The organism is Propionicimonas sp. (assembly GCF_047606205.1).
Lineage (GTDB): Bacteria > Actinomycetota > Actinomycetes > Propionibacteriales > Propionibacteriaceae > Propionicimonas.
In genome coordinates this window covers 1-25,076 of record NZ_JASGES010000099.1, presented here as the reverse complement: position 1 = coordinate 25,076, position 25,076 = coordinate 1, and the positions used below count along the sequence as shown (strand labels likewise).

The window sequence follows — 25,076 nt, the reverse complement described above, 5'->3', positions numbered from 1 at the left end:
GGTCGCCGCCCGGACCGCCGTGGCGAGCGGCACGCCCGCGGCGACCGCGTTGCGGACGGCCGCGTCCAGGGTGAGCGTGGAGCCGGCGATGGTGTCGGTGCCCGCCACCCTCGCGACGCCGCCGCGCACCTCGACCGGGAGCTCGCCGAGCACATACTCCCCGTCGGCCGAGCCCGCGGCCGCCATCGCGTCGGTCACGAACACCACCCGCTCGGGCGCCGTGGACACGACGAACGCGACGAGCTCGGGGCGCACGTGCACCCCGTCCATGATCAGTTCGAGGTGGACCCGCGGGTCCTCCCAGAGGGCCAGCACCGGTCCGGGGTCGCGGTGGCGCAGTGGCGCCATCGCGTTGAACAGGTGCGTGGCGCCCCTCGCTCCGGCACGGATCGCCTCGCGGCAGGTGTCGAAGTCGGCGTCGGTGTGGCCCACCGCCGCCACCACACCCCGGGAGGTCATCAGCCGGATCGAGTCCATGGCCCCGGCGCGCTCGGGAGCGATCGTGACCATCTTCACCGCGCCGCGGCCGGCGTCGAGCAGTTCCGCCACCTCGGCCGGCCGCGGATCGGTCAGCAGCTGCGGCGGGTGCGCGCCCTTGTACTTCAGCGCCAGCCAGGGACCTTCGAGGTGAATGCCGGCCAGCTCGCCCGACTCGACGAGCCCGGCCAGGCAGGCGGTCTGCCGCTTCAGGTCCGGCAGCGACCCGGTGACCAGGGAGGCCACCATCGTGGTCACGCCGAGCCGCCGGTGCGCGGCCAGGGCCCGGCGGGCGACGTCGGGATCCTCGGTGACGAAGGACGCCCCGCCGCCGCCGTGGCTGTGCACGTCCACATAGCCCGGAACGACGGTCCCGGCCAGGTGCTCGTCCGCCGGACGCGGAGGTGCGCCCGTGCCGGCGGCGACGATCCGCTCACCGTCGATCTCGATGAAGCCGGGGACGGGGGCATCGGCGTCGGGGAACAGGATCCGGTCAGCGGCGAGGAGCATCACACGTCCAGTCGTTGCCAGTCGGGCAGGTCGGCGTAGGTCGTGCGGTAGTAGTCCGCCAGTGCCAGCTCCGCCGCGGCCTCCTCGTCGACCACGATCGTCGCGTGCGGGTGGAACTGCAGCACCGAGCCCGGGTACATCGCGGTGACCGGGCCCTCCACGACCTGGGCGATCGCGTGCGCCTTGCTCTGCCCGCTCGCCACCAGGATCACGTTGCGCGCGTCCATGATCGTGCCGAGCCCCTGGGTCAGGCAGTGCCTGGGCACGTCGTCGATCGAGTCGAAGAAGCGGGCGTTGTCGGCGCGGGTGAGGGCGGCGAGCGTCTTGATCCGGGTGCGCGAGGACAGCGAGGAGGTGGGCTCGTTGAAGCCGATGTGACCGTTCGACCCGACGCCGAGGAACTGGATGTCGACACCCCCGACCGCCCTGATCGCGTCCTCGTAGGCCTGGCAGGCCTCGGCGAGGTCGTCGGCGAAGCCGTTGGGGACGTGGACGCGGGTCGGATCGAGATGCATCGGCTCGGTGACGGTCTTGCGGATGATCTCGTGATAGCTCTCCGGGTGGCCCTGGGGGATGCCGACGTACTCGTCCAGCGCGAATGCGGACGCCTCGGACAGGTCGAGCTCCCCGGCATCGGCCAGGCGGGCCAGTTCGGTGAAGGTCTGGACGGGCGAGGAGCCGGTGGCCACGCCCAGCACGACCTTCGGCCCGATCGGCGCAGCGATCCGGGCGGCCTTCGCGGCGGCGACCTCGCCGACACGTCGGGCGTTGGGGCAGATGATGACTTCCATTGTTACCTTCTCTCTTGACGGTGGACGGCACTCAGACGGAGGCCGTGCTGCCACCCAGTTCCATGTGCACCTGGTAGCGGTCGCCGCGGTAGCGGGAGATGACGTGCTCGACGGGCCGTCCGCCCGCGCGGGACACCCGCAGGAAGACCAGCAGCGGCGTGTGCAGGGGCGCGTCCAGGACGCGCGCCATCGCCGCGTCCGCCGCCTCTCCCCAGAGGGACTGGTCGGCATGGTCGACGGCGAGGCCGTAATCCTCGGCGAGGATCGTGTAGAGCGAGCCGTCGACGAGGTCGTGCCGGTCGAGCCCGGGCAGCAGGTCGGCCGGATACCACCCGTCCTCGTGCGCGATCGGCGTGTCGTCGGCGAGCCGGCAGCGCACCACCCGCCAGGCTGCCCCACCCGTGCCGATGCCCAGCGCCGCGGCGACGTCGGCGGGGGGCTCGGTGAGATCGACGGCGAGCAGCCGGGTGGAAGGGACCAGTCCCCGGCGGCGCATGTCCTGGCTGAACGATGCGAGGTGCAGGCGGGTCTCCAGCCGGGGCCGCACGGCGAACGTTCCCAATCCCTGGCTGCGCTGGAGCAGCCCCTCGGCGACCAGCCCGTCGATGGCGCGGCGCACGGTCTCCCTGGAGACGCCGCAGGCCGCAACCAGTTCCCGCTCGGAGGGGATGGCCTCCCCCGGCACCAGCCGGCCGACCAGGAACTCCCGAACCTGTTGGTGTTTGGGCACGGGACCGCCTGCGATCGGCCGTGCATTCGCCACCATCAGGGGCTCCTTCTGGTCCGTACTGGTACGTACCAGTGAGCCTGCCAAGGTCCGGTGGTGAAGTCAAGCCAGCCGGATGACGTCCACGAGGTGTCGGCGGAAACGTCGTGAACGACGCTACCGGGACACCTTGTGGGCCTGGGCTGGACGCGTGCGCACGCAGGGCCCCGGCGGCTCAGCGGGAGGGACGCGGGATCCTCTGCTTGTCCCGTGCCCGCGCTTCCTTGGACGCGGCGAGTTCCCGTTTGGCCGCCTCCTGCTCGGCCTGCAGGTCCTCCATGTTGAAGCTGCCGCGCAGCACCCAGAACACGACCAGGCCGATCACGAGCGACCAGTAGGCAGGCGCCTGGAGGATCAGCGGCGCCGTGATCAGCGCCACCATGTCGATGCCGCGGAAGAGATTGAAGACCAGCCCGGGCGGAAGGGCGCCGCCCGCGGTCGCCATCATCGGGGTCTGGTAGTCGACCTTCTTGGCGGTCACCCAGCGCACGGCGCCCATCAGGCCGGCCAGCGCCGTCACCATGGCCGCGGACAGCCCGTCCACCACGCTGCGGTCGGCGCCGGTACTCGCGATCCCGATGAACGCCGGCGTGGCCGCCAGCCCCCACAACAGCGTCAGCACGGCGGGCACGGCCATCGCGGCGGTGCGCAGCTGGGGCGTGCGGAACGGGAAGGTGCGGGCCAGGCCGCCGGTCCGCGAGAGGACCCGCATCGTGCCGAGGAAAGGCACCAGCCCCGCGACCAGCGCCAGGCCGCTGATGAACGGGTTCAGCTGGCTCATCCGCAGCGCGTCGGCGGCGTAGGGCACGAACAGGCTCACGGCCAGCCCGATGAAGGCGGACGGGTTGCGCTTGAGCCGTTCGACGTCCCGCCAGACGATCGCGCCGAGGCCGAGGCCGCGACCCCTGGTCGGGCGGACGTGGCCCTTCTCCGCCATCCTCCGTTCGACCAGGATGTCGCGGATCAGGCCGAAGTCGAGGGCGAACATCGCGCCCTGCATACCGCTGACCAGCGAGCCGCCGGACACCAGCCGGGCCCGCCGGATCTCCTCGAGCCGGGTCAGGGTGAGGCCGAGCAGCAGCACCAGCGCGACCGCGGCCAGCACGGCGACACCCGCCAGCACCCAGGTCGCCGTGCCTGCCTCCGCCACCACCGAGTTCGGCAGCCAGCCGGCGGCGACGGACACCACGACCAGCAGGACGGCGAGCGCGCCGGCGGCGAACCCGGCCTGAAGGGTCTTGACCAGGCCCACCCGCTCCCTGGGCTGCTCGGACGCGGCCAGCGCCACCAGGGCCGCGCTACCGAACGCCGCGGCCGCCGACCACGCGGCCACCTGGGTCCAGGCCAGACCCGACAGCGCGCCGACGAGGCCGGTCGAGACACCGGCGACAAGGAACGACAGCACCAGGGGCAGGACGAGCCGCCCCCGCAGCAGCCGGCGCCTGCTCAGCGGCGCGTCCATCAGCCAGAACCCTTCGGCCGCGGACGCGAGCACCGGCCCGAACAACCGCGCGACACCCAGTGCCATCGCGTAGCAGGCCAGCACCATCGCAGTCGGCAGCAGCAGTCGGGCGGACTCGCAGGCCTGGGTCGTGCAGCCGGCCATGCCGGTCTGGGCGCGCAGGACGACGGAGGTGCCCATCGCCCCGAGCAACACCACGCTGAACAGCATCACGTAGCCGTCCTGGAGCACCTGGCCGATGGTGCGGGTGGCCCGCCCGTGCCGCCACAGCTTCATCAGGCCGTGGAGTTCCTTCTCGTCCACCTCGACCGGCGGCGCATCCGGCAGGAAGTGGAAGGTGCGCTCCGGCTCGGGCTCCGGCTCGAGCTCGGGGCCGGGTGTCTGCGGCTCGCCCCCGTCCCCGGGCGCGGGGGTGGCCCGGATCAACCTGCGGGACTTCTTACTCATCGGCGAGCACCTCGGCGCGGTCGCCCAGCCGGACCACGCGGGTCGCGACCTTGGAGACCAGGGTCGGCTCGTGGCTGGCCATCACGATCGCCAGCCCGCGGGCGCGCTCCGCGACCAGCCGCGCCGCCAGCCAGTCGACTCCCTCGGTGTCGAGGCGCTGCTCGGGCTCGTCCAGGATCAGCAGCTTGCGGGGACGGATGAACGCCGTCGCCAGGGCGAGCCGGCGGCGCTGGCCCGACGAGAGGGTGCCGGGCAACTGCCCGGACTGCGGCACGAGCTGCACCTCGTGGAGGACCTCGTCGACGGCGGCGTCGGCGTCCGGGACGCCGTGAGCACGCGCGAGCAGGTCGAGGTGCTCGACGACGCTGAGGTCGGGGAAGAAGTCGAGGTCGTCGATCACGGTGGCCACGTCGCGGCGGATCTCCGGGTTCGTCTCGCTGACCCGGGTGCCGTTCACCTCCACGGTGCCGTCGTCGGGGCGGTCGGCGCCGACCAGGCACCGCAGCACCGTCGACTTGCCGGCGCCGTTACGTCCGGTCAGGGCCACGGCCTCACCCGCCGCGACCTCGAGGTTGAAGCCGTCGACGATCACGACCGGCCCGTAGGCCTTCCGCAGGTTGGTGACCTTGAGCACCGGGGTCTTTCGCGCCATGGGCTCGATTCTCCCCCATCGGCGAAGCCTGCCCGACCACACCGCCGGCTCGGGGACCGCTGAGCACGTCCCGACCGGCGGGCGATCCGGGCCGCCCGCCGAGTCGTCGCGATCTCGGCTGCCCATGACCGGCGGAGAATTCCCCGACAATCGTCGGGGCCGGAACCCTGGGTGGGCCGACAAGTCGGCGGCTGGGGGTGGGTCGTGGCAGGCTATCCCCCGTGCGTGGAACAGGCGAGGCCCGGGCGACACTGGCGAGGCGGCGGGCGGACGTGGCCGCCATGTTCGACAAGGTGGCCCCGCGTTACGACCTGGTCAACGACGTGCTCTCCCTCGGCCAGGACCGCCGCTGGCGCTCCGAGACGGTGGCCGCGGTCGCACCGAGGCCCGGCCAGCGGATCCTCGACCTGGCGGCAGGCACCGGCACCTCCAGCCGCCCGTTCGCCGACGCGGGAGCGCTGGTCGTCCCCGCCGACCTCAGCGAGGGCATGCTCATCGTCGGCAAGGAACGCGAGCCCGACCTGCCCTTCGTGAACGCCGACGCGCTCGCGCTGCCGTTCGCCGACGACGCGTTCGACGCGGTCACGATCAGCTTCGGGCTGCGCAACGTCGAGGACGTCGAGGCCGCCCTCGCGGAGCTGCACCGGGTCACCCGCCCCGGCGGACGGATCGTGATCTGCGAGTTCTCCACCCCGACCTGGAAGCCGTTCCGGACGACGTACCGCAACTACCTGGTCCGGGCCCTGCCCGGGATCGCGGGCCTGACGGCGTCCAACCCGGTGGCGTACGACTACCTCGCCGAGTCGATCCTCGCCTGGCCCGACCAGCGCACCCTGGCCGACCTCTTGGTCGAGGCCGGCTGGCGCGGGGTCGGCTGGAAGAACCTCAGCGGAGGGATCGTCGCCCTCCACCGTGCCCACGGCTGATGTTCGTCCTTGACCCCTACGCCGCCCGCAGCTGCCCGCTGAAGGTCCACAACGCGTTCCATCCCGGCCTGGCGCGGCCGGACGCCGCACCGCCGCCGCGACTGCCCGGTGGGGCCGAGTTCACCACATCCGTCCTCGACCGGGTCGCTGCGGGCGCGGCGAGCGTCGCCGACCTGCGCGGTCTGGCCGCGGAGCCGAGCCAGGTGCAGGAGGCGGCCTGTCTGGCCGCGCTCGCCGCGGGCACCGACGTCGTGATCGGCGGCCTTCTCCCGCGGGACCGGGACGGCCACCGTTCCGGACGCCCCGACCTGCTAGTCCGGGACGGGAGCGGCTACGTGCCCGGGACCGTGAAGTACCAGCGCGTCGTGGACGTCCGCAGGGACGACCTGCCGGCAACCTTCTCCGCCCTCGCCGACCTGCCCGCGCGTGCGATGTCCACCGGCTGGCGCTACCGCTGGCACTGGCGCTGGCAGAACAGCCTCCAGCTCGCGCACCTGTGGCGGCTGCTGGGCGCCACCGGGCACCAGGCCGTCCGTCCGTGGGGGCTGGTGATCGGCAACGACGAGATCGAGGGCGAGGGAACCCGTGCGACCTGGCTGGACCTGACCGAGCCGGCCGTCCCCCCGGCCCCGGGGCAGGTCGCCGAGCAGGGCGCGCCGGGCGACCCGATCCCCCCGGTCAGCGCGCTGGCCCGCTACGACCACGAGTTCGCCCTCCGCGTGGACATCGCCGAACTCGCCTCCGCCGCCGAGCCCGAGGACCCGCCACTGCTGCGCCCCGTGGTCAGCTTCGAGTGCACGCACTGCATCTGGTGGACGGTGTGCCGCGAGCAGCTGGACGACGACGACATCAGCCTGCGGATCAACAAGTCACCGCTGGACACCCACGAGATCGCGGTCCTCCGCGAGGCGGGCATCGAAACCGTCCACCAGCTCGCCAGCACGGACATCGACGCGCTGCTGCCCGACTACCTGCCCAGGGTGGCGCACCGCCCGGGCGCGGAGGACCGGCTCCGGCTCGCCCAGCGCCGGTCGCGGCTGCTGCTGGAGGGCGTCCAGCTGCAGCGCACCACGGCGGGCCCGATCCCGCTGCCGCGGGCGCCACTGGAGATCGACATCGACGTGGAGACCTCCAGGGACGACCGGGTGTACCTGTGGGGCTTCTGGGTCGCCGGAGGAGACGGTGCGGGCAGCTACCACGCGTTCAGCAGTTTCTGCGACCTGGACGACGCCGGAGAGCTCGCCCTCGCCCGCGCGGCGATGACCTGGCTGCGCGACCTCGTGGACGGCTCGGACGCGCTGGTCTTCCACTACTCCGACTACGAGGTCGTCCGGCTGCGTCGGCTCGCCCCGCCGGACGACGAGGTCATGCAGTGGGCGGTCGGTTTCGCCGAGGACCACTTCCAGGACCTGTTCGCTGCGGTCCGGCAGCACTTCTTCGGTGCCAACGGGCTCGGCCTGAAGGTGGTCGCGTCCGCGGGCGCCGGCTTCCACTGGCGCGACGACGACCCGGGCGGCCTGAACAGCATGCGCTGGTTCGACGACGCTGTGCACTCCCCCTCCGAAGCGGCCCGCGCACAGGCCAGGACCCGCGTCCTCGAGTACAACGAGGACGACGTGAAAGCCACCTGGCACCTGCGCCGCTGGCTGCGCGAACTCACCTGACTGCCGGCGCGCGGACGGCCACGTCTTCGACGGCCACCCTCCCCCGTCGACAGCCTCCGTCCGGACCCGGGTTCTCGACGCGAACAGTGGTTCTCGAACCCGAACCCGGGCCTTCGGCGGAGCAGCGGCCCCGGGAGCCGGTTCAGCCGGTGACGGTGAAGCTCGCGCCCTTCTCGGCCGTTGCGTCCGGGCCCACCCAGACGTCGAAGGTGGTGGCGTCGAGGACGGTGCCGCGGGTGGCGGAACTCCAGTAGCGGCGCTGCTCGGGTCCGACCTCCAGGACCACCGTGCGGGTCGCGCCGGCCGGAATGCCGACCTTCTGGAAGGCCTTCAGCTGGCGCAGCGGGCGCGAGGACGTCCCGGAGCGCTGGTGCAGGTACAACTGGACGGTCTCGGTGCCGTCGCGGTCGGAGGTGTTGGTCACGTCGACCGAGACCTGCACGGTCCCCTCCCGCGGGATGCTGTCCGCACTCACGCGCACCTCACCGTAGGCGAAGGTCGCATACCCCAGGCCGTACCCGAACGGATACAGCGGGCTGAACTCCGCGTTCCAGTACCGGGCGTGCTGGGTCTGCGGATGGTGCCCCCGGGTGGTGGCGTGGTGGATCGGCACCTGGCCGACGTCCCTCGGCCACGTGAACGGCAACCGCCCGCGCGGTTCGGCCTCGCCGAACAGCAGCCGGGCCACCGCTTCACCGCCGCGGGTGCCGGGGTACCAGACGTCGAGGATCGCCGGCACGTTGGCGTCCGCCCACTGCAGGTCCAGCGGACGCCCGTTCATCAGGACGAGCACGGTCGGCGTCCCGGTGGCGACGACCGCCTGGAGCACCTCGAGCTGGTCGCCCGGCAGGTCGAGGGAGGAGCGCGAGGCGGCCTCGCCGATCATGTCCTGGTTCTCCCCGAGCACCACGATCGCGACGTCGGCGCCGGCCGCCAGCTGAACGGCGCGCGCACGCTCGGCGGCCCGGTCGACGTCGTCGTCGATCCTCGTGCCGTCGCCGAACATGTCGAACATCGAGGGGAAGAGCCGCTGCGGCGTCGCCGCACCGGGCGCGAAATCGACCTGGGCGGCCTCCCCCACCAGCGCCCGGATCCCGTCCAGGATCGTGACGGTCTCGGCGAGGTCGTAGTCGAACACCCACGGCCCCAGGGTGTCCCGGGCCGAGGCCGCCAGTCCACCGATCACGGCGATCCGCGAGACGTCCGGCACCGAGAGCGGCAGCAGTCCGCCCTCGTTGCGGAGCAGGACGGCCGACGCCTCGGCCGCGCTGCGGGCGGTCTCCCGGTGCTCGGGCAGGCCGAGGACGCGGGCCGCCTCGGCCTCGTCGACGAACGGGTTCTCGAACAGCCCGAGGGCTTCCTTGGCCGCCAGCACCCGGCGGACGCTGCGGTCGAGCAGCTCCACCGGCACCCGCCCGTCCTGCACCGCCTCGAGCAGGTGGGCGTAGGCGGCGTCGGCGACGGCCATCTCCAGGTCGAGCCCGGCGTGGATGGCCCGGACCGCCGCGTCGGCGGGGTCCGCGGCGAAGTGGTGGGTCTCGAGGTCCTTCACGGCGTTGGCATCACTGACCACGAAGCCCGTGAAGCCGAGTTCGTCCCGCAGCACGTCGGTGAGCAACCAGTGGTTGCCGGTGGCCGGGACGCCGTTGAGGTCCATGTAGGCGGACATGATGTTGCCCGCGCCGGCGGCGACCGCCGCCGCGAACGGCGGCAGGTAGACGTTCCAGAACTCCGAGTCGGAGACGTCGACCTCGTCGTAGTCGCGCCCGCCCAGCGCGGCGCCGTAGGCGGCGTAGTGCTTGGGCCCCGCGATGATCCTGCCCTCGGCGCCCAGGTGATCGCCCTGGAAGCCACGCACCTGGGCGGCGGCGACGACCGAGCCGAGGTACGGGTCCTCACCGGCGCCCTCGATCATCCGGCCCCAGCGCGGGTCGCGGGCGATGTCGACCATCGGGGCGAAGGCCCAGTGGATCCCGACGGCGCGCGCCTCCCGCGCAGCGACGGCCTGGGCGGCCTCGATGACGTCGGCGTCCCAGCTCGCGGCGAGCGCGAGCGGTACGGGAAAGATCGTGCGCAGACCGTGGATCACGTCGAAGCCGAACAGGGCAGGGATGCCGTGCGGGCTGCCCTCCACGGCACGCCTCTGCAGCCGGTTCACCACCTCCGGTTTCGTGACGAACAGCAGCGATCCCGCCGCGCCCCGGGAGAGGGCCGCTTCGACCGTCGTCGACTGTGCGGGGTCGGTCTCCGGGCTCGCTTCCGCGTCGGGCTGCTCGGGAAGCTGGAAGTAGAAGTACTGGACGAGCTGGCCGACCTTCTCCGCCACGCTCAGCTGCGCGAGCAGCCCGTCCACCCGTGAAGTCCCCGTGGTCTCGTGCGTCATTGCATCCTCCTTGGACGAAAAGCTACCATCACTCGCTTTTCAACGGAATGGGGCCGCCCTGCTCCTCCACCCCGGTTCTCGCCCGGGCGCCCGCGCACGCGACGAAGGCCGGGTCGGGGCCGTCCGGCCGCGGCGGGCGGGACCTCAGTGGCGGGTCGACAGCCCGTCCCAGGTGCCGACCACGTCATGCCGGTGCTCGTCGGTGAACCAGGTCGTGGTGACGGCCTTGGTCTCGGTGAAGAAGGCGACCCCGTCCCTGCCCATCGCGTGCAGGTCGCCGAAGAACGAGTCCTTGTGACCGGCGAACGGGAAGGTCGAGAACGGTACCGGGATGCCGACATTGACCCCGACCATGCCGGCGTGGCTACGGCGGGCGAACTCGCGGGCGTAGTGGCCCGAGCTGGTGTAGATGCAGGAGCCGTTGGCGAAGGGGTTGGCGTTCATCACCCCGAGCCCTTCCTCGAAGTCGGCGACCCTCTTGATCGAGGTCACCGGGCCGAAGATCTCGTAGGTGCCGGCCCAGTTGTCCGCGCCCACCCGGTCGAGGATCGTCGGGCCCACGTAGAAGCCGCCGTCGTAGCCGTCCACGCTCACCGAACGTCCGTCCAGAACGAGGTCGGCGCCCTCGGCCACCCCCCGGGCGATGCAGGACTGCACCCACTCGCGGTGCCTGGCCGTGATCACCGGCCCCAGCTGCGACTCCGGAAGGTAGGCCGGCCCGACCCTGAGCTCGGCGGCCTTCGCGGCCAGCAGCTCCACGACGGCGTCCGCGATCGACTCCTGGACACACACCACCGGCAGCGCCATGCAGCGCTGACCCGCGCAGCCGTAGGTGGAGTTGACGATGCCCGCCACCGATCGCTCCAGGACCGCGTCCTGGAGCACCAGCGCGTGGTTCTTCGCCTCGGTGAGCGCCTGGACGCGCTTGCCCGCGGCGGCCGCCGTGGCATAGATGTGCTTGCCGACGGCCGTGGAGCCGACGAACGTGATCCCGCGGACGTCGGGGTGCACCAGCAGGCTGTCGGCCTCGACCCGGGAGCAGGTGACCAGGTTCGCGACCCCGCTGGGCAGGCCGGCCTCGATCAGCAGTTCCATCATCCGCATCGAGGTCTGCGGAACCATCGAGGCCGCCTTCAACACGAACGTGTTGCCGGTGGTGATCGCGAACGGCAACATCCAGCCCATCGGGATCATCGCCGGGAAGTTGTACGGCGCGATGCCGACGAACACCCCCAGCGGCTCGCGGTAGGACACCGTGTCGTAGCCCTGCGAAATGTTCATCGTGGTGTCGCCCTGCATCAGGTAGTGGGTCGAGCACGCGCACTCCACGACCTCGATCGCCTTCAGGATGTCCCCGCGGGCCTCGCTGAGCACCTTGCCCATCTCGGTCGCCAGCAGGGTGCTCAACTCGTCCAGGTGCTCGTCGAGCAGGGCCTTGAACCGGAACATGAGCTGGATCCGCTGTGGCACCGGAGTGTCCCGCCAGGCCGGGAACGCCCGCGCTGCGGCGGCGACCGCCGCGTCCACCTCCTCCTGCGTGCAGCAGGGTGCCTCGGCGATCTGCTCGCCGGTCGACGGGTTCATCACCGGCATGTACGTGCCGGTCCTCGACTCGCGCCACTCGTTGTCGACCAGGTAGCGCAGCCGCTGCAGCGTCGCCGCGCTCGGGGCGGTGGCCGGAGCGGCCTCGTTCGTCACCGACATCTGATCTGCCTCCCTCTGTGCGGCCCAGTCTGCCGCACCCGGGCGCCGACGTCTGCGTGGACCGGCCCCATCGCTGCGTCAGCCCAGCAGCAGGTAGACCGCGGCGACGCCGACCAGGATCGTGACCAGGCGGTCGAACAGGGCCTGGTCGAGGTGCCGGATGGTGAGCCGCCCGATCGCCGTGCCGACCAGCACCAGCGGCGCGAGGCTGAGCGAGACCGCCGCGGTGTCGGGGCGGACGATCCCGTTGGCGATCGAGAACGGCACCTTGATCAGGTTGACTGCGAAGAAGAACCACGCCGTGGTGCCGAGGAAGCGCAGCTTGTCGTACTTGCGGGCCAGCAGGTACAGGCTCATCGGCGGCCCGCCGCCGTTGGCGACCATCGTGGTGAACCCGGCCAGGCCCCCGTAGGCCATGCCGACCCACGGGCGGTGCGCGGCGAGCCGGTCCGGCCACAACCCGATCACCAGCAGGACGAGCAGGATCACGCCCATGGTTCGCTTCAGGAGCAGCCCGTCCACCGCGTTCAGGAACACCGCGCCCGCTACGATGCCGACCACCACGGGCGGGATCAGCCGGACGATCAGCCTCCAGTCGACGTCACGGCGGTAGGTCCAGGTCGCGACCAGGTCGCCGACCAGCAGCATCACCAGCACGACACCGGTGGAGTCCTTGGTCGGAAGGACCTGGGCGGCCAGCACCACGGCGATCAGGGCGAGGCCGCCGAGCGCCGTCTTCGAGAAGCCGACCAACAGCGCACACACGCCCAGGAGCAGCCACGTCCCGGCGGGCAGGGACGCCCACACCGCCGGCAGGAACGTCGTCATGGGCGCTGCCGCGGCGCGTCCGCCGTCCGGCCGGACCGGTCGACGTCGACCACCAGAACCTCCAGGCCGGTGACCGGTTCGGCCAGCGCGCCGGCCAGGTCGTCGGCCGTCGAGAGACGGCGAGCGGGCACTCCGTAGCCGGCGGCGACGGCCACCGGGTCGAGCCCCGTCGGGGTGGCGAAGACCCGTTCGAAGGCGTCGGCGAACCGGCTCTGGCCGTACTCGAGGGTGGCGAAGATGCTGCCACCGGCGTCGTCGGCGACCACCACGCGCAGCGCCGGACGCGGCTCGCCCGGCCCGATCGCCAGCGACCCGGCGTCGTGGACGAAGCTGAGGTCGCCGCACAGGAGGGTGGTGGGGGCATTCGTTGCGAGCGCCACGCCGACGGCCGTCGCGATCGTCCCGTCGATGCCGGCCAGGCCGCGGTTGGCGAACACGGGCCCCTGGTCGGCGCGGACGGGGGCGAGGTCGGCGTCCCTGACCGGGTTGGAGTTGCCCAGACAGAAGACCCCGTCGGCTGGCACGGCCGCCACGACGATCCGGGCGAGCTCCGGCCCGGTGAGGGCACCGGGTGCTCCCGGTCGCGCGGCGAGCTCCGCCGAGAGCTCCACGTCCGCGGCTCGCCACTCGGCGAGCCAGCCGGGCGGCCCCGGCTCGATGGCGACCGCCGAGGCGACCACGCGGGCCCGCCAGCCGGGGTCGGGATAGTCCTCGCCGCCCACCACGACCACCTCGACGTCCTCCCGCGACAGCAGGGCCGTGACCGGGCGGGAGAGGTTCGGGCGACCGAACACCAGCACCCGTTCGACGCGTCCGGCGAGCCCGCCGGCGAGCAGGAGGCGGCCGGTGGCCATCGCGTTCGCCCCGACCCTGGCGTTGCTGGACGGCTCGGCGACGACAGGCAGGTTCGCGGCCTCCGCGAGTTCGAGCGCCGCCCTGCCGACGCGCGGGCCGGCGTCCCCGCAGACCACGAGCGTCCGGGGCGTCCCGGCCAGGACGACCGCTGCCGCAGGCCCCGCACCCGACCCGTCCACGCGGAGGCCGGGGATCGGCGCCGCGACCGGCCCGGCCACCGGCACCAGCGGCAGACCGAACTCGAGGTTGAGGTGCGCGGGGCCGGGGTGCCCCGACAGCGCACCCTCGGCAGCCAGCACTGCCCGAGCCGCATGCGCGGCCCACGCCGGGGCCGGAGCGGTCGACGACAGCCGGGCGCGATACCTCGCGAAGGCGCCGAACAGGTCGGACTGCTCGGTGGTCTGGTTGGCGGCCGTGCCCACGAGGGCCGCGGGCCGGTCGGCCGAGAGCACGAGCAGCGCGACACCGGAGTGGTGAGCCTCCATCACCGACGGCAGCAGGTTTCCCACCGCCGTCCCGGAGGTCGTGACCACAGGGACGCAACGACCCGACGCCTTCGCCAGCCCGAGCGCGAGGAAACCGGCGCCCCGCTCGTCCACACGGACATGCAGACGGAGCAGTCCTTCGCGGGCGGCGGCGTCGGCCACCAACGCGAGCGGAGCGCTGCGCGAGCCAGGGGCCAGCACGAGGTCGGTCACCCCCTGCGCGAGCAACTGGCCGAGGACGACCTGCGCGCAGGCCACGGACTCACTCATCCGCGGTGCCCGCGTTCTTCCGGACCCGGCAGCCGGCGGCAACTCCACGGCGTGCTTCTCATCGCCACTCCTCTCCCGGCGCGCCGAGGTTCCGGCCCCCGGAGCGGACGAACTCCGCGGCGCCGGGCACGTCGCGGAGGCGGGCCAGCCACTCACCGGTCGCCCCGTCCGGCGCCTGCCAGCCGTCCTGTCGGTCCACCGCCACCGGCCGCACCCCGATCTCTCCTCCGGCGGCCACCAGCGGCTCCGCCGTCACGTCGCTGGTGAACATCGTCGCGGTGTTCAGCCCGCACGCATAGGGCAGGTCCGGGAGCGCGGCGGCCAGCGCGACCCCCGCCGCCAGTCCCACCGAGCTCTCCAGCGCCGAGGACACCACCACCGGCAGGCCCAGCCGCTCGGCGAGCTCGAGGCAGCGGCGCACTCCACCCAGCGGCTGCACCTTGAGCACGGCGATGTCGGCCGCCCTCTCCGCGACCACCCGTTCCGGATCGCCGCTGCGCCGGATGCTCTCGTCGGCGGCGATCGGCACGTCGATCCCCGAGCGGGCCAGGCGCCGGCGCAGGTCGGCCAGCTCCGGGACGGTCCCGCACGGCTGCTCGGCGTACTCCAGGCCGAACCTCGCCAGCTCCCGCAGCCGGGTGACCGCGACGTCGACGTCCCAGTGGCCGTTGACGTCCACGCGGACGCGCCCGTCCGGGCCGAGGGCGTCACGGACCGCCTCGACGCGGGCGATGTCCTCGGCGAAGGCCTGCCCGGGCTCGGCGACCTTCACCTTCGCCGTGCGGCAGCCGGACGCCGCGACGATCCGGTGCGCACGCTCCGGATCCACCGCGGGGACGGTGACGTTCACCGGCACGCTGTCCCGCACCGGAGCGGGGAACCCGATCGTGGCGGCCTCGACGGCCGCCGTCCACCAGGAGTCGATCTCTGGTCGCGTGTACTCGGCGAACGGGCTCCACTCCGCCCAGCCGGCCGGACCGCGGAGGAGCAACCCCTCCCGCACAGTGATCCCGCGGAACCGGTTGCGCAGACCGAGCGCGAAGGCCGCGGCGACCATCAGCCGGCGACCAGGAGACCGACGAACAGCCCGGCGGCACAGGCCAGCTCGGCCAGGCCGACCTGCCTGAGCACACCGATGAGGTCGCGTCCGGACACGCCGCGCGCCACCGCGACGAGCGGACGGGCGAGCACGGGCAGCATCGCCAGGCCGAGCAGCGCCCACCGCGAACTCGTCGCCGCGACCCCGACCACCCCGAGCGTCGCCAGGCCGGCCAGGGCGAGGAACAGTCGCCGGGTGCCGGCGTCGCCGAGCCGCGTCGCCAGCGTCCGCTTGCCGGCGGCGAGATCGGTGTCGAGATCGCGCAGGTTGTTGGCGACGAGGATCACGCAGGCGAGCGACCCGATCGCCAGGGACGCCCACCAGGCGGCGGCGGGGACGGACCCGACCTGGACGTAGACGGTGCCCGTGACCGCGACCAGGCCGAAGAACACGAAGACGAACAGCTCGCCCAGCCCGAGGTAGCCGTAGGGGTGCGGTCCGCCGGTGTAGAACCACGCCGCCGCGATCGCCGCCGCGCCGACGGCGAGCAGCCACCACTGCGCGGTGAGCACGACGATCACCAGGCCGGCGATCGCGGCCAGGCCGAAGCAGGCGAACGCCGCGTCCCTGACGTGCCGCGGCTCGGCCGCGCCGGAGCCGACCAGCCGCAGCGGCCCGACCCGGACCGCGTCGGTGCCGCGGATGCCGTCGGAATAGTCGTTGGCGAAGTTCACCCCGACCTGCAGGCTCAGCGACACCACCAGCGCCAGGCCGGCCAGCAGCGGGGAGAAGCCCTGAGCGAACCAGGCGACACCACTGCCGGCGAGCACCGGGGACAGCGCAGCGGGAAGCGTCCGGGGTCGCGCTCCCTCCACCCACTCAGCCAGGCTCGCCATCTCCACCCTTCGCCCAGGCGCGCAGCAGCGCCGCGCGGTCGATCTTGCCCAAGGATGTGTACGCCACCGTGGCGGCCCGCCGCAATTCCCGGGGAACCGAGGCCTTCCCGACCCGCGGCTCGAGCCGCTCGCGCAGATCGGCGAGGGCAAGGTCGGTGGTCGCCAGCGCGACGACCCGGGCCCCCCACCTCGGATCGGGCACGGCGAGGACGGCGACGACCCCCGGCCCGAACTCCGCGTCGCAGGCACGCTGCACGACGCCCAGATCGACGTTGCTGCCACCGCTGAGGACCACGTCGTCGATGCGTCCCAGCACCTGCAGGCGACCCTCGACCCAGCGCCCGCGGTCACTGGTGCGGACGAGGTCACCGGCGAGCACCTGCCGGGTGAGGTCGGGGCGCAGCCGGTAGCCGAGGAACGCCATCGGGCCGCCCAGGCCGATCCGCTCCGCGTCCAGTTCGACCCTGACCCCGTCGAGCGGCCGGCCGTCGTAGACGCAGCCGCCGCAGGTCTCGCTCATCCCGTAGGTGGTGAGGGCCACCACCCCGGCCGCTGCGGCCCGCTCCCGCAGCCGGGCGGGCACCGCGCTGCCGCCGACGAGGACGGCGGCGTGGGCGCGCAGCAGTTCGACGTCGGCGGGACGGTCGAGCGCACGGTCCAGCTGCGCTGCCACCAGGGACAGATAGGCCCGGCCGTCGGGTGCCGGCAGGTCGGACAGGTCGCCGCGGACGAACCGGACCCGGGTGCCCGCGACCACGGCGCGGGCGACGGTCATCAGTCCCGCCACGTGGCGGGTCGGCAGCGCGCAGACCCAGTCGCCGGGACCGCCGAGCCTCGCGTGGGTCGCGCCGGCCGCGAAGCGGATCGCGTCCGCGCCGAGCACGACGGCCTTGGGCTCCCCGGTGGAGCCGGACGTGGTCACGACGGCTGCCGCGCCGGGCTCGATCACGGGTTCCTCCAGCGCCAGGGCCGGAAACTGCCTGTCCTCGGGCACCGGTGCGACGGGCCTCCCCCCGTCCAGCGCCTCCGCGAGCCCTTCGACCAGCCCCGGACCGTCCAGCAGGCGCAGCATCACCCGCCCAGCCTAGACGCGTCCGCCCCGCCACCTGCCCGCCCCGTCCCGAGGAGAAGGCTCCCCCCGTTCGGCGACCCCGTCCTGAACGGAAAGGGGGACAGACCAGCGAACGGGAACAGAACCGTCCCCTGAACCGAAAGGGGACGGTTCCTTTCCCGTTCAGGTGACCGTCCCCTTTCCCGTTCAGGGGACGGTTCCTTTCCCGTTCAGGTGACCGTCCCCTTTCCCGTTCAGGGGACGGACGCAAGGGAGGGGGCGCGGGCCGTTGGCCGCTCGGCCGGGGGACGGTTCTGCGAACGGGAACAGAACCGTCCCCGACCGTGCGGCGATCCGGTGTGCGGGGGTCGCATCCGCCCGGGTCCAGGGGCACGGGCAGGCCGGTCCGGGTGTCACGTGAGACACGCGAAGCTGAATTTTGTCTGAGAGCAGCCTTATGCAAGACTCTCCGCGTGCTGAATCACCGGTCCGTGCGGAAGGCCATCGTCGCCATCAGCGCACTGATCGGGCTGTCGCCCCTCTTCCCCGCGAGCGCCTCGGACGCCGCCCCGATGACGGTGTCGGGCAGCAGCTCCTCGACGAGCGGCGGGAACACCACCGACGACCTGGCCGCGTACCGCCAGTCGCTGCTGGCGAAGCAGAGCTCCGCGATCGACATCGGCAACGCGACGATCAAGGCTCTGTACGAGCAGAAGGTCGCAGAACTCGGCTACGACCCGGTGATCACCGACCCGCGCGAGATCGCCCGCGAGATCATGAAGAACAAGTACGGGTGGGGCGAGGACCAGTTCACCTGCTACAACGCGATCATCATGCGCGAGAGCAAGTGGGACACCTACGCGGACAACCCCCACTCCAGCGCCTACGGCATCCCGCAGGCGCTGCCCGGGAGCAAGATGGCCGCGTTCGGTTCGGACTGGCGCACCAACCCCGCCACCCAGATCCGTTGGGGCCTGGACTATGTCGACCAGCGCTACGGCACCCCGTGCGGCGCGTGGGGCTTCAAGCGGTCCCACGGCTGGTACTGAACCTCCACCACGCAAAGGGAGCTCCCGGGATTCCCGGGAGCTCCTTGCGTGTTCGGGGCCGTGCGGTAAGGCCTACAGGTGGTGCGGTTCGACGGGCGGGACGATGCCGTCCTCGATCGCCCGGCGGAACAGGTCCAGCTTGCTCGCTGCCGGACGGTTGACGTTGGTGTACTTCACGCGGATGCGCTTGAGGTACTCCTTCACGCTGTTCTCGGTGATGGTCAGCCGCTCGGCCACCTCGGGAACCTCGAAACCGCCGGCGTACAGCGCCAGTACCTCGCGCTCGCGCGGGCCGAGGTTCGCCGCCACGTAGGACGCGTCGCCCTCGATCGCGGCAAGGATCTCCTGGCTGATCACGACCTGCCCCTCCGCCACCGCCTCGATGGACGCGAGCGTCACGGCGATCGGCTCGGCCTTGCGGCACACGCCCGCGGCGCCACCGGCCAGCGCCCTGCGGAGCAGCCGGACGTTGTCGGCGATCGAGTACACGAGCACCTTGTAGCCGGCCTCGATCAGCGCCTCGGCGTTGTCGAGCGGATCGGAGTTGTCGTCGAGCTGCAGATCCAGCAGGACGACGTCGCACGGAACCCCCCTGCCGAGGAACTCGGGCACGGTGGCTGCCCCGTCGACCAGGGTGACCTGATGGCCGGGGTGGTTCTGCAAGGCCAGGGACATGCCCAGTCGAATGGCCTCGTGGTCGTCAATGACTGCCGTGGTGATCATCGCGTCATAGCCTAACGTGTGCTGACCCGGCCGCTGGCATCCAGTCCGATCAATTCGCTGCTCCCGTCGTCGCGGACGGCCAGAACCGTCACCACATCCTCGTAACCCTCCGGCGCCGCGCGCGCCACCACCCGCTTCGTGCTCGAGTCGGTGAGCAGCCTGCCGAGGTGCTGGGTGAGCGCCGCCCGCACGTCCTCGGGCAGCCGCGTACCCCGACTGTCGACCAGCCGAACGTCGACGCCGCGTCCACGCGCGACCTCGATCGCGTCCGAGGTCAGCTCCGTGACCAGGTTGCCCGCCCGCATCGCGTCGCGCAGCCGGCTCTCCTGCGCGAGGCAGGCGGCCCGCTCCTCGTCGCTGAGTTCGTAGTCGGTGTCGGCGATCCGGTTCAGCAACGGCCCGACCTGGGCCCGCAGCTGGGTGAGCCACACGTCGCGCAGCACCAGCTTGGAGAAGCTCTGTGCGATCGCCTTGTTCGCCGCGGCCGACGAGCGCCGGGACGCGTTCATCCGGTCGGCGAGATCGATCAGCCAGCTCTGCAGCAGCTGGGCGACGAGCATCCAGGAGAACGGCGTGAAGCCCACCCGCAGCGTGTCGGCGACGGTCATCTCGTGCGTGATCGCCCAGACGGCGGAGATCACCGCGTACAGGCCGACGCCGGTCCAGGCGATCCGTTCCTGCCCACGGACGAGCACGGTGACGAGCAGCACCATCACCACACCGCTGTGCCAGGTGGCGTAGCCGGGCCAGTGCCCGTTCGGCAGCACGGCCTGCACGATCAGGGTCACCGCGACCAGCAGAACGACGACCAGGATCGCGTCCGGCAGCCGCATCGGGTTGTCGGACGTGCGCCGCAGCGTCAGCCAGGTCGCCGCCACGGCCAGCGCCTGCGCCACGAAGACCGGCCAGACCGTCGTGACCTGGTCGAGGCTGGTCCACCCGAGCAGGAACTGCAGGCCGACGAGTACCCAGACGAGACGGACGAGCAGGGGACGGGACAGGTCGGGGATGTCGGCGAGGACCCGCCCCGCCCTGCGCCGCTTCGGCAGCTCCGCCTCGCCCACGGTGGAGTTCTCCGGCTTCCAGGCCAGCACGACGACGGTGCCCTGGCCGGGCTGGGAGTGGATCTCGGCGGTCCCGCCGATCGCCCACATCCGGTAGCCGACCGAGACCTGCAGGCCGAGCCGCCGCTTGGGCACGAGTTCGGGATCGAAGCCGACCCCGTTGTCGGCGATCGAGATGCAGATGGCGCCCTTGTCGGGGCTGGTCAGCGCGACCTCGACCTCGTCGGCCTTCGAATGCTTGGCGACGTTCAGCGCGACCTCGCGTACCACCATGCCGAGGGTGCTGGCCACCTGCTGGGGGACGGCGAGCCCCTCCAGCTGGGAGACGAATTTCGTCTGCGGGACGAGCGCGCTGACCACGTCGGTGACCAGCCAGGTGAGCTGGTCACCGGTGACCGGCAGCCGGGTCTCGGTGGGCGCCTCCGCCTGGGCGAGCCGGTCGACCGCGCGCTGGGCCTGCTGGGCGACGTGGACGTCGCCCGGGGTGTGGGCGGCGGCGACCAGGGTGGTCATCACCTCGTCGTGGACGATGCCGTCCAGACGGTGCCGCTCCTCCAGCAGCGCCTCCTCGATGGCGGCGTCCGTGGCCTCCTTGCGGGTGGCCGCCTCCGCCTCGTCCAGTTCCTTGAACGCCGTGCTGACCACCCCCAGCGCGACGATCACGACGGAGGCGTTCATGACCAGGTTGATCATGTCCTGGAAGGCGCCCAGCAGGGACGCGCTCTGTCCCGACGGCGTCATCCGGACCGCGGCGAACAGCAACCCCGACGCGATCGAGTAGGCGAAGCCCCACCCGGTGCCGGTCGTCACGGCCAGGCAGATCGCCGCGACGCCGAGGCACATCCACAGCCAGGGACTGCTCGACGCCACCTGGTCGGACTGCCAGGCGGCGGGCCAGGTGATCAGGCCGAACGTCACGACCGTCACGTAGACCAGCGCGAACGAACGGAGCTTCCAGCCCTGGAAGCTGGCGACCATCATGCCGATGCTGGCGACGACGATCCCGCCCCCGACGATCACCATCCACCACAGCGCCAGGTGCTGGATCTGGTCGGCCGCGGCGAGCGAGGCCGGAACCAGCGTGCCGAGGCAGAACAGCGCGACCCCGCGGTCGACCCACGCCGACAGCTGGGAGGTCTTGGGCTTGAGGTTCACCACGCGCGGCTCCGGTCGACCAGGCCGTCGCCGTCGTGCTCGCCCGCGGGCCGGACCGCGCGGACGATGCCGGCGGTGGCGATGTCCAGGAAGTACTCATCCCACCCCGGTACGACGTGCTGGCTCATCGCCCTCCTCGAACGAGGAATAGTCTCTCAGGATTGTCCAGAGGGTACCGGCTGGCGGGACCGAACTAGCCGAGGTAGGCGTTCGAGAACGCTGGTGTCGGGTCGACGCGGGTGTCGGTGAGGCCCTGGGCGGCCATGAAGTCCGCCATCGCCGTCCACTGGTCGGCGTCGAGGTGGCCGTCCACGGTCCCCTCGGCGGTGGTCCACAGCTTGGCCGTCGCAGTGAGCGTGGCCCGCGCCGATGTCTGCGCCGCCGCGGCCGAGAGCCCCGGCACGTAGCTGGCGGAGACCTCCATCGCGTGGTCGGGATCCCCCACCGTCGTGCGGATTCCGGCGAGCATGCCCGCGGCGACCGCCTTCACGACCCCGGGGTTCTGCGAGGCGTACGCGGCGGTCGTCACCAGGCAGATGCCCACGAGCGGCACGTCGCCGCTGTCCACGATCGGGAGGCTGCGGGTCGCGACGCCGGCCAGGGCGAACTGGACGGCCTCGTTGTTGCTGAATCCGACGATCGCGTCCACCTTGCCCGTGCTGAGCGCGGCCTGCTGGGTGTAGCCGATCTCCTGCACGCTGACGTCCGAGGTCGACAGTCCTGCCGTCCGGAGGGCGACCTGGAGGCCGAACCAGTTCTCGCCGTACTTGCCGGGCAGGCCGATGGTGTGACCCTTCAGGTCGGCGAGACTGTGGATGGACGAGCCGTCCGGAACGATGATCTCGACGGGGTAGCTGCGGTAGTAGGCGGCGACGGCGACCAGGTCGGAGCCCTGCGCGCGGGCCTGCATCAGTTCGTCGCCGCCGGCCACGACGAACTGCTCCTGGCCGGCCAGGATCGCGGTGAACAGCCCCTCGGACGTCCCGTGGTGACGCAGGACGGGGGCGGCGCCCGCCGAGGTGAAGTCGCCGTCCGCCTCGGCGACGTAGAACGGGCTGAACTGGACGTTCGGGATGTAGGTCAGCCCGATCGTGGGCGAGGGAAGCGCCGCCGAGCCTGACCCGGGGCTGGACGGCGCGACCGGCGTCGCCGGCGTGCAGCCGGCGAGGACGACCACCGCGGCGAGGACGGCGAGGAGACGGGCTTTCATTCTGGTGAACCTCTCAGGAGCGGTGCAGGGAGTCGATGATCCGGGAGTGGCGCTCCCAGAGGTGGATGGCGGCGTAGGCGGCCGAGGCGATCACGCAGAGGACGACGATCGTCGAGACCATTCCCGCCGTGTCGACGGATTCGCGCTGGATGGTGAGCACCGTGCCCAGCCCGGAGCCGCCCATCACCATCTCGCCGACGATCGCGCCGGTGACGGCGAGGGTGACGCCGTTGCGGACGCCGCCGAGGATCGACGGCAGGGCCATCGGCAGTTCGACGTTGAGGAGCAGCGCCACCGAGGACGCCCCGTCGATTCGCCCGGCGTCAACGACGTCGGCGTCCACGTGGCGCAGGCCGACGACGGCCGAGATCAGGATCGGGAAGAACACGATCAGCGCACACAGGATGATCACCGGGCCGAGCCCGTAGCCCAGCCAGAGCACCAGCAGGGGGGCCAGCGCGATCGCCGGAATGGCCTGGGTGGCGCCGAGGAAGGGGTTCACGGCTGCGGCGACCCAGCGCGAGCGGTGGATCAGGACGGCGAGCGGCAGCGCGACGGCCGTGCCGAGCAGCGCCCCGCCGAAAGCCTCTCCGAGCGTGACCGCCAGGTAGGACCAGTAGACGGGATCGGCCAGGTCGCCGACCATCCGGGCCGCGACCTTGCCGGGGGTCGGCAGGAGCACGGAGCCCTGGCCCGCAGTCAGGGTCCAGCCCACCAGCAGCAGCACCCCCAGCAGCAGCGGGGCCAGCAGCTCGCGCCTCATCGTCATCCGTCCGTTCGTCGTCCACCGGGAACCTGATTCCGGGGACGAAGGGATGCGCGAGCGGACGCCCGGCGCGACAGGCTGCGCGCGAGCGCCGCGTGCTGCCTCCCATCCGGACTTTCACCGTCGGTCCCGGAATTCCACCGGATCAACCGCTCCTGCCAGGCAGGAGCGGGTCGCGGACTGTCACCGCCGGTTCGGAATTACACCGACCCCGGAGCACGTTCGGGTACAGTCTAGTGCCCGGCGCGGCCGTCGGGACGCCATCGCGCCCCGCGGACGCCCACCGCCCCCGCGGAGGCGTCCCCACGGGGTCGACGACGACGGCACCAGGTCACGCCGCGCGACCGCGGGGGACGAATGGAGGGATCGCGCTCCGGTGACCGCGGCGATGTAGCACACTGTGTGCGCCACGACCGCCTGCGCCGCGGCAGAGCAGAGAGGACTCCCATGCGGATCGCCGTCCCATCCGAGGTCAAGGACAACGAGTACCGGGTGGCGATCACCCCGGTCGGGGTCTCCGAACTCGTCGCCCACGGCCACCAGGTGTTCGTCCAGGCCGGCGCGGGCATCGGCTCGTCGATCAGCGACGACGAGTACATCGCCCAGGGGGCGACGATCGTCCCCACGGCGGAGGAGACCTGGGCGGCCGGCGAGATGGTGATGAAGGTGAAGGAGCCGATCCCCTCCGAGTTCGGCCTGCTCCGCGACGACCTGCTGCTGTTCACCTACCTGCACCTGGCCGCCGACCGCGCCGGCACCGACGCGCTGCTGGCCGCCGGCACCACCGCGGTCGCCTACGAGACCGTCCAGTTGCCCTCCGGGCTGCTGCCCCTGCTGTACCCGATGTCGGAGGTCGCCGGCTGCCTCGCCCCGCAGGTGGGCGCGCACGCGATGATGAAGGCGCAGGGTGGACGCGGCGTCCTGATGGGCTGCGTGGGCGGCGTCGCCAACGCCAAGGTCGTCGTGCTGGGCGGCGGCACGGCCGGCCAGAACGCGGCGAACGTCGCACTCGGCATGGGGGCGGACGTGACGATCCTCGACACCGACCTCGAGAAGCTGCGCACGACGTTCTGGCGCTACGAGAACCGGGTGCACGGCATCGTCTCGTCCCGGCTGGCGGTCCGGGAGCAGGTGCTCGCCGCCGACATGGTGATCGGTACCGTGCTGATCCCGGGCGCGAAGGCGCCGAAGCTGGTCACGAACGACATGGTCGCGGCGATGAGGCCCGGCTCGGTGCTGGTGGACGTCGCGATCGACCAGGGCGGCTGTTTCGAGGACTCCCGCCCGACCACGCACTCCGACCCGACCTTCGAGGTGCACGGCTCGGTGTTCTACTGCGTGGCGAACATGCCTGGCGCGGTGCCCAACACGTCCACCTGGGCTCTCACCAACGCCACCCTCGCCTACGCCGTGCAGCTGGCCGACAAGGGCTGGCAGCGGGCATGCCGGGAGAACGGCTCGCTGGCGCTCGGCCTGAACACGCACGCGGGGCGGATCACCTATCCCGCGGTCGCGGACGCGTTCGGGCTGCCATGCGCCGACACGGCCGCGCTGCTCGGCTGAGCGTCGCGGCCTGTGCTGCTGCGCCACGCCCGGCTCGTCCCGGTCGGCCTGCCCGCGCCGGACGAGCCGGTCGACCTCCGTCTGGAGGGCGGCCGGGTGAGCGCCGTCCAGGGCAGGCTCGATGCGCTGCCGGGTGAGGAGGTCCTCGACGCCGGGGGACGCTGGCTGGCGCCGGGGCTGTGGGATGCGCACGTCCACCTCGGCCAGTGGGCCCGCCGCGGCGCACGCTTCGACCTGGCCGGCGCGACCGGAATGCCGGACGCGCTCGGCCGGGTCCGGGACGCCCTGACCGCGGCGCCGGCCGGCGCCGCGCTGCTGGTCGGCGGAGGGTACCGCCCGG

At 72.3% G+C, this 25,076-nt stretch carries 21 protein-coding genes, 1 pseudogene and 1 riboswitch; of the genes and pseudogenes, 5 read left to right on the top strand and 17 right to left on the bottom strand.

The window, feature by feature from the left end:
- From QM633_RS06620 to QM633_RS06600, 5 genes are all read right to left on the bottom strand, one after another.
- Positions 1 to 987: N-acetylglucosamine-6-phosphate deacetylase (locus tag QM633_RS06620; protein ID WP_415152944.1), on the bottom strand; the 987-nt coding region annotated here is incomplete at its 3' end.
- Entirely contained in the window at positions 987 to 1,778 is a 792-nt protein-coding gene (nagB, locus tag QM633_RS06615; RefSeq protein WP_415152943.1) for a glucosamine-6-phosphate deaminase, read from the bottom strand. The genes nagB and QM633_RS06620, both read right to left, overlap by 1 nt.
- Before the next feature lie 31 nt (positions 1,779 to 1,809).
- On the bottom strand, positions 1,810 to 2,544 hold the full coding sequence (locus QM633_RS06610; RefSeq protein ID WP_415152942.1) for a GntR family transcriptional regulator: 735 nt from the start codon (positions 2,542 to 2,544) through the stop codon (positions 1,810 to 1,812).
- Between the two features lie 175 nt (positions 2,545 to 2,719).
- Complete coding sequence (locus QM633_RS06605) at positions 2,720 to 4,453, bottom strand: DUF6297 family protein (RefSeq protein WP_415152940.1); 1,734 nt, start codon at positions 4,451 to 4,453, stop codon at positions 2,720 to 2,722.
- Positions 4,446 to 5,105 carry an ABC transporter ATP-binding protein gene (locus QM633_RS06600; RefSeq protein ID WP_415152939.1) on the bottom strand — a complete coding sequence of 220 codons (660 nt, stop codon included), beginning with the start codon at positions 5,103 to 5,105 and terminating at the stop codon, positions 4,446 to 4,448. Before QM633_RS06600 ends, QM633_RS06605 begins: the two co-directional genes overlap by 8 nt.
- 281 nt (positions 5,106 to 5,386) lie before the next feature.
- Between QM633_RS06600 and QM633_RS06595 the strand changes: the two genes are divergently transcribed.
- Together QM633_RS06595 and QM633_RS06590 are read left to right on the top strand one after the other, a co-directional pair.
- Positions 5,387 to 6,031 (top strand): demethylmenaquinone methyltransferase, encoded by a 645-nt coding sequence (locus QM633_RS06595; RefSeq protein ID WP_415152946.1) that lies wholly within the window; start codon positions 5,387 to 5,389, stop codon positions 6,029 to 6,031.
- Positions 6,031 to 7,695, top strand: a complete 1,665-nt coding sequence (locus QM633_RS06590; protein ID WP_415152938.1) for a TM0106 family RecB-like putative nuclease — start codon at positions 6,031 to 6,033, stop codon at positions 7,693 to 7,695. Before QM633_RS06595 ends, QM633_RS06590 begins: the two co-directional genes overlap by 1 nt.
- Before the next feature lie 142 nt (positions 7,696 to 7,837).
- Here QM633_RS06590 and QM633_RS06585 read toward each other — a convergent pair whose 3' ends face one another.
- The 7 genes from QM633_RS06585 to QM633_RS06555 form a co-directional block, all read right to left on the bottom strand.
- The gene (locus QM633_RS06585) at positions 7,838 to 10,078 is read right to left on the bottom strand and encodes a glycoside hydrolase family 3 N-terminal domain-containing protein (RefSeq protein WP_415152937.1); all 2,241 of its coding nucleotides are present in this window, start codon (positions 10,076 to 10,078) and stop codon (positions 7,838 to 7,840) included.
- A 144-nt stretch (positions 10,079 to 10,222) separates the two neighbouring features.
- A complete protein-coding gene (locus QM633_RS06580) occupies positions 10,223 to 11,782 on the bottom strand; it encodes a CoA-acylating methylmalonate-semialdehyde dehydrogenase (protein ID WP_415152936.1) in 1,560 nt (519 codons plus the stop codon).
- 78 nt (positions 11,783 to 11,860) lie between these two features.
- Positions 11,861 to 12,610, bottom strand: a complete 750-nt coding sequence (locus QM633_RS06575; protein WP_415152935.1) for a sulfite exporter TauE/SafE family protein — start codon at positions 12,608 to 12,610, stop codon at positions 11,861 to 11,863.
- Positions 12,607 to 14,220, bottom strand: coding sequence for a 2-succinyl-5-enolpyruvyl-6-hydroxy-3-cyclohexene-1-carboxylic-acid synthase (gene menD, locus QM633_RS06570; protein WP_415152934.1), 1,614 nt, complete (start codon positions 14,218 to 14,220; stop codon positions 12,607 to 12,609). The genes QM633_RS06575 and menD overlap by 4 nt, the downstream gene beginning before the upstream one ends.
- Before the next feature lie 58 nt (positions 14,221 to 14,278).
- On the bottom strand, positions 14,279 to 15,277 hold the full coding sequence (locus QM633_RS06565) for an o-succinylbenzoate synthase (RefSeq protein ID WP_415152933.1): 999 nt from the start codon (positions 15,275 to 15,277) through the stop codon (positions 14,279 to 14,281).
- Positions 15,277 to 16,155, bottom strand: a complete 879-nt coding sequence (locus QM633_RS06560) for a 1,4-dihydroxy-2-naphthoate polyprenyltransferase (protein ID WP_415152932.1) — start codon at positions 16,153 to 16,155, stop codon at positions 15,277 to 15,279. The genes QM633_RS06565 and QM633_RS06560 overlap by 1 nt, the downstream gene beginning before the upstream one ends.
- Complete coding sequence (locus QM633_RS06555; protein ID WP_415152945.1) at positions 16,139 to 17,227, bottom strand: AMP-binding protein; 1,089 nt, start codon at positions 17,225 to 17,227, stop codon at positions 16,139 to 16,141. The genes QM633_RS06560 and QM633_RS06555 overlap by 17 nt, the downstream gene beginning before the upstream one ends.
- A 452-nt stretch (positions 17,228 to 17,679) precedes the next feature.
- Here QM633_RS06555 and QM633_RS06550 point away from each other — a divergent pair, with 452 nt between their 5' ends.
- Complete coding sequence (locus QM633_RS06550; RefSeq protein WP_415152931.1) at positions 17,680 to 18,255, top strand: lytic transglycosylase domain-containing protein; 576 nt, start codon at positions 17,680 to 17,682, stop codon at positions 18,253 to 18,255.
- A 72-nt stretch (positions 18,256 to 18,327) separates the two neighbouring features.
- Here the strand turns inward: QM633_RS06550 and QM633_RS06545 are convergent, their stop codons facing one another.
- The 5 genes from QM633_RS06545 to QM633_RS06525 form a co-directional block, all read right to left on the bottom strand.
- On the bottom strand, positions 18,328 to 18,978 hold the full coding sequence (locus QM633_RS06545; RefSeq protein WP_415152930.1) for a response regulator transcription factor: 651 nt from the start codon (positions 18,976 to 18,978) through the stop codon (positions 18,328 to 18,330).
- A gap of 11 nt (positions 18,979 to 18,989) precedes the next feature.
- Entirely contained in the window at positions 18,990 to 21,200 is a 2,211-nt protein-coding gene (locus tag QM633_RS06540) for a sensor histidine kinase (RefSeq protein ID WP_415152929.1), read from the bottom strand.
- Positions 21,194 to 21,325, bottom strand: coding sequence for a hypothetical protein (locus tag QM633_RS06535; RefSeq protein WP_415152928.1), 132 nt, complete (start codon positions 21,323 to 21,325; stop codon positions 21,194 to 21,196). The genes QM633_RS06540 and QM633_RS06535 overlap by 7 nt, the downstream gene beginning before the upstream one ends.
- A 65-nt stretch (positions 21,326 to 21,390) precedes the next feature.
- Entirely contained in the window at positions 21,391 to 22,407 is a 1,017-nt protein-coding gene (locus QM633_RS06530; protein WP_415152927.1) for an ABC transporter substrate-binding protein, read from the bottom strand.
- Between the two features lie 13 nt (positions 22,408 to 22,420).
- Positions 22,421 to 23,176: an ABC transporter permease gene (locus QM633_RS06525; RefSeq protein ID WP_415152926.1), complete on the bottom strand. Its 756-nt coding sequence runs from the start codon at positions 23,174 to 23,176 to the stop codon at positions 22,421 to 22,423.
- A gap of 88 nt (positions 23,177 to 23,264) precedes the next feature.
- A riboswitch (FMN riboswitch) is annotated at positions 23,265 to 23,397 on the bottom strand.
- Between the two features lie 223 nt (positions 23,398 to 23,620).
- Here QM633_RS06525 and ald point away from each other — a divergent pair.
- Both ald and QM633_RS06515 read left to right on the top strand, forming a co-directional pair.
- On the top strand, positions 23,621 to 24,736 hold the full coding sequence (ald, locus tag QM633_RS06520) for an alanine dehydrogenase (RefSeq protein ID WP_415152925.1): 1,116 nt from the start codon (positions 23,621 to 23,623) through the stop codon (positions 24,734 to 24,736).
- Positions 24,737 to 24,748: 12 nt separating this feature from the next.
- Positions 24,749 to 25,076: pseudogene (locus QM633_RS06515) on the top strand (amidohydrolase); the annotation flags it as partial.

Coding starts and splice junctions, on each gene's coding strand:
- nagB (WP_415152943.1), bottom strand. CDS start 1,778: ATGGAAGTCATCATCTGCCCCAACGCCCGACGTGTCGGCGAGGTCGCC.
- QM633_RS06610 (WP_415152942.1), bottom strand. CDS start 2,544: ATGGTGGCGAATGCACGGCCGATCGCAGGCGGTCCCGTGCCCAAACAC.
- QM633_RS06605 (WP_415152940.1), bottom strand. CDS start 4,453: ATGAGTAAGAAGTCCCGCAGGTTGATCCGGGCCACCCCCGCGCCCGGG.
- QM633_RS06600 (WP_415152939.1), bottom strand. CDS start 5,105: ATGGCGCGAAAGACCCCGGTGCTCAAGGTCACCAACCTGCGGAAGGCC.
- QM633_RS06595 (WP_415152946.1), top strand. CDS start 5,387: ATGTTCGACAAGGTGGCCCCGCGTTACGACCTGGTCAACGACGTGCTC.
- QM633_RS06590 (WP_415152938.1), top strand. CDS start 6,031: ATGTTCGTCCTTGACCCCTACGCCGCCCGCAGCTGCCCGCTGAAGGTC.
- QM633_RS06585 (WP_415152937.1), bottom strand. CDS start 10,078: ATGACGCACGAGACCACGGGGACTTCACGGGTGGACGGGCTGCTCGCG.
- QM633_RS06580 (WP_415152936.1), bottom strand. CDS start 11,782: ATGTCGGTGACGAACGAGGCCGCTCCGGCCACCGCCCCGAGCGCGGCG.
- QM633_RS06575 (WP_415152935.1), bottom strand. CDS start 12,610: ATGACGACGTTCCTGCCGGCGGTGTGGGCGTCCCTGCCCGCCGGGACG.
- menD (WP_415152934.1), bottom strand. CDS start 14,220: ATGAGTGAGTCCGTGGCCTGCGCGCAGGTCGTCCTCGGCCAGTTGCTC.
- QM633_RS06565 (WP_415152933.1), bottom strand. CDS start 15,277: ATGGTCGCCGCGGCCTTCGCGCTCGGTCTGCGCAACCGGTTCCGCGGG.
- QM633_RS06560 (WP_415152932.1), bottom strand. CDS start 16,155: ATGGCGAGCCTGGCTGAGTGGGTGGAGGGAGCGCGACCCCGGACGCTT.
- QM633_RS06555 (WP_415152945.1), bottom strand. CDS start 17,227: ATGCTGCGCCTGCTGGACGGTCCGGGGCTGGTCGAAGGGCTCGCGGAG.
- QM633_RS06545 (WP_415152930.1), bottom strand. CDS start 18,978: ATGATCACCACGGCAGTCATTGACGACCACGAGGCCATTCGACTGGGC.
- QM633_RS06535 (WP_415152928.1), bottom strand. CDS start 21,325: ATGAGCCAGCACGTCGTACCGGGGTGGGATGAGTACTTCCTGGACATC.
- QM633_RS06530 (WP_415152927.1), bottom strand. CDS start 22,407: ATGAAAGCCCGTCTCCTCGCCGTCCTCGCCGCGGTGGTCGTCCTCGCC.
- QM633_RS06525 (WP_415152926.1), bottom strand. CDS start 23,176: ATGACGATGAGGCGCGAGCTGCTGGCCCCGCTGCTGCTGGGGGTGCTG.
- ald (WP_415152925.1), top strand. CDS start 23,621: ATGCGGATCGCCGTCCCATCCGAGGTCAAGGACAACGAGTACCGGGTG.